This is a genomic window from Microbulbifer epialgicus (assembly GCF_041447265.1).
Taxonomy (GTDB): domain Bacteria; phylum Pseudomonadota; class Gammaproteobacteria; order Pseudomonadales; family Cellvibrionaceae; genus Microbulbifer; species Microbulbifer epialgicus.
This window is the reverse complement of sequence record NZ_JBGMEK010000183.1, coordinates 1-2,985: the sequence shown is the minus strand read 5'-3', so window position 1 is coordinate 2,985 and position 2,985 is coordinate 1. Positions and strand designations below refer to the sequence as shown.

Below are 2,985 nucleotides of genomic sequence, written 5' to 3'. Positions count from 1 at the left end.
CAAGATAGGCTTCAGCCACCGCGACCGCCTAGGCTCCGCCGCCGCCGTGGGAGACGAAGCCGGTAACTTAAAAGAAAGCCACAGCTTCGACCCCTTCGGCAAACCGCGCCAGGGCAATATCCTCGATAAAGATACCGCAATCCTGGAAAGCGCCTACAGCACCCGCGGCTTTACCGATCATGAGCATCTGGATGATGTAGAGTTGATCCATATGAATGGGCGGGCTTATGATTATAATCTTGGGCGGTTTCTCTCTGTAGACCCGATCATACAAAGTCCTGGCAATAGCCAGAGCTTGAACCCCTATAGCTACATAATGAATAATCCGTTGGCGGGGACTGATCCGAGTGGGTATGTCTGTGCCGCGTCTCGTCTCGAAAGTGTTTGTGGGAGTCTCCCTAGCCACTGGGGCGGTAATGGGAGAGGGAAGGCCAAAAAACAGAATAATGGATTTAATCTGACTAAGATTGAAAATGCCATAAATCAGGCAGTCGTTGCACTGCTGCAGAGTGATGGGGTGCAGGCGGCGGATATTGGGAGTCAGGATAGTCGGGGGAATTTACAAGGAGGTGGTTCAGATACAGGGGGTGCAGGTGCCGCAGGTCGAGCGTTATCGGCATCGTTTGGAGCTTTAAGAAGATTTGCATCTGACATTTGGTATATGGTGTCTCATACAGAGGAGATGTATTTAAATATAGGGCTTCAATGGGTGACCGGAACTCTGGCAGACTCATTTGTACAGGGCATTAAATCTGAAGGTACTGCTTCCCTCGATGCTGCGGCCGATAATGATTCGTTTGGTTTTGGATATCATGCTATGGGGGTCGTTGGAGCAGTTATGCTGCGAAGAGGAGCCCCTCGCAGATCACTAAATTTAGGGTCGGGTTCCAACCCTATGAAAGACGCAGTAAATGTTGATATCCGACCCGTTGAGGGTGTTGATGTAGTTGCAGATGCTACAAAGCTCCCATTTGGATCTGGATCATTCACTCAGGTTCACTCAATCAATCCTTATGGCTTTAATCCTGTTTCTACAGAAACAGCGCGAGTGATGCAGCCAGGGAGTCTGTTGTATGTTACAGGCAATGCGACAAGGAATAGTTTTGCAAGGCCCTTAAGTGTTACTGAGGCTAGGGCTGCGGGATTTGAAATAGTTAATACTGGACCAGTTCTCGAATCACATTTTTTTGGAGTGCAGCGTGCTACTTCAGGTAAAGTTTTAGATACATCATTCTCAACTACAACCATTTATAGAAAGGTCGAATGAGGAATTTCTGTATGAATATGGAGGAAATTATGAATTATTTATTTAAAAGGTCTATTGTTGGTCTTCCTCCTGGTGACTTAGCTGAGGTTTTTGATAAGTTAATATGGTGTATGGATGATAATGGTGCAGAAATTGAAACTGTAAGAAAAAAATGGCTTTTATCTAGTGATCGCGAAAAAGTGGAGGTCGCACTAGGGATGTCAGAGACATATCCTTACGATTCTCGGCAAGAGATGATTAATGGTTTTGAGTTGATAAAAAATAGATGGCCTAACTTAGAGCCAAAATGCCGAGAAATACTGGATAGATGGAATAAGCAGTTTCCTGATAGATAACAAGAGCAATCCTATAGATAAGAAAAAATTCAGGGTACCCACAGATTGAAGAGAAGAGCTAACGGTGGTGCAGTTGGTCTCCCTGGCGAATATTTATTTTTGGCTTGGTACTAAGACGTAGCAAAAGAATGAAGAACTATGCTTGGAGTCTGAAATTGTGGTTTTGGGTAAAAGCCGGTAGGAATGATGGTGGCTAGGGGTGAAGCCAGGATTGGCTGAGTGTTGCAGAAAGGTGGCGCCGGCAGTCACCTATGCCATGTTTCCAGCATTTATCAAGCTGGATACCGGTCTGCTGTACTGCCTCTGCCAAGCTCTTAAGACGGCTTTCAAAGTTTCGGATTAGATCTAACCTACAGTCTGATGAAATACCTAACTGATTGAGGATGGATGGAGCAGCTTTGACAATACTATTAACGATTTCCAGTGCTCACTTCCTGTTTCTTTTTGATCCGCACATAAATTTCTTCGCGGTGAACGGCTAGGGATTTGGGTGCATTTATTCCTATCTTTACTTGATTGCCTTTAACCTCCAATACTGTGACTGAAATATTGGTTCCAATTCTTAAGTTTTCGCCCGTCCGGCGCTTTAAAATCAACATACACATTTCCTACTAATGCTCAAACTATGGGGGTTTCCGTGATGGGAGAACGTGAAAGATTACGTTTGCAGGAAATGTGGGGTGGGGCACGAGAGCGGTAGGCGTAGAAGAAGAAAAGGCGGGCACTACGCTTCCAGAGCTTGGGGAATTGCTCCAAGCCGCTGAATCTACACCACTTTATTGAAGACGAGCGGGTTTCTAGCGTACTATGCATGTAGCCACTTTGATAATTTGCCTATCAATTTGGTTAGCTGGCCCCTGGTGTTGGTAGCACCTTGGGTCAGCGCCTTTTACTTATTTTTATGTCATGCTACCGTTCTCCTTTGAGGGGATGGATCTTTTAGAAAATCTTTGGTTCTCTTGATCTTTTCATTCTTCAGCCTATTCAGGCTTACTCTATTGCGACCAAAATATCGATAAATATCTACCAATTTTACGCAGCTTTGACATGAAAACAAACTTAATAAAATCCAATAAGATTATTTTCGTGCCTATATTTTTATGCGTTGCTACTTAGAAAATCCCCAGTTGCCTATTAAGAGTTGCAGTTCAAATTGGTACGTTTCTGTGATTTTTACAGCTAAGTTTTAAATAAAGACTTTTTAAAGCTAACCTTCCTAAGGGCCTCTGTATACAGATCAAAATAATTTTCCAGTAACCTAAATATCCCATCAATTTTGGAAAACCTGCCGAGATTTTTATATCCATTACCTATCACGACCAGCTCGGCCGCGTGATCCGTACTGAAATGCAGGCCTTCGACGGCAGCGACTGGATTGCACGA

At 44.2% G+C, this 2,985-nt stretch carries 4 protein-coding genes; 2 read left to right on the top strand and 2 right to left on the bottom strand.

All coding sequences use genetic code 11. The features are described from left to right. The coding region (locus ACCI49_RS24160) for an RHS repeat-associated core domain-containing protein (RefSeq protein ID WP_371841809.1) at positions 1–1,267 on the top strand (1,267 nt) is incomplete at its 5' end. A gap of 11 nt (positions 1,268–1,278) precedes the next feature. Further along, entirely contained in the window at positions 1,279–1,602 is a 324-nt protein-coding gene (locus tag ACCI49_RS24155) for a hypothetical protein (RefSeq protein WP_371841807.1), read from the top strand. Positions 1,603–2,012: 410 nt separating this feature from the next. Here the strand turns inward: ACCI49_RS24155 and csrA are convergent, their stop codons facing one another. After that, positions 2,013–2,201: a carbon storage regulator CsrA gene (csrA, locus tag ACCI49_RS24150; RefSeq protein WP_371841806.1), complete on the bottom strand. Its 189-nt coding sequence runs from the start codon at positions 2,199–2,201 to the stop codon at positions 2,013–2,015. A 580-nt stretch (positions 2,202–2,781) separates the two neighbouring features. Next, a partial coding sequence (locus ACCI49_RS24145) for a hypothetical protein (protein WP_371841805.1) occupies positions 2,782–2,985 on the bottom strand: 204 nt, incomplete at its 5' end.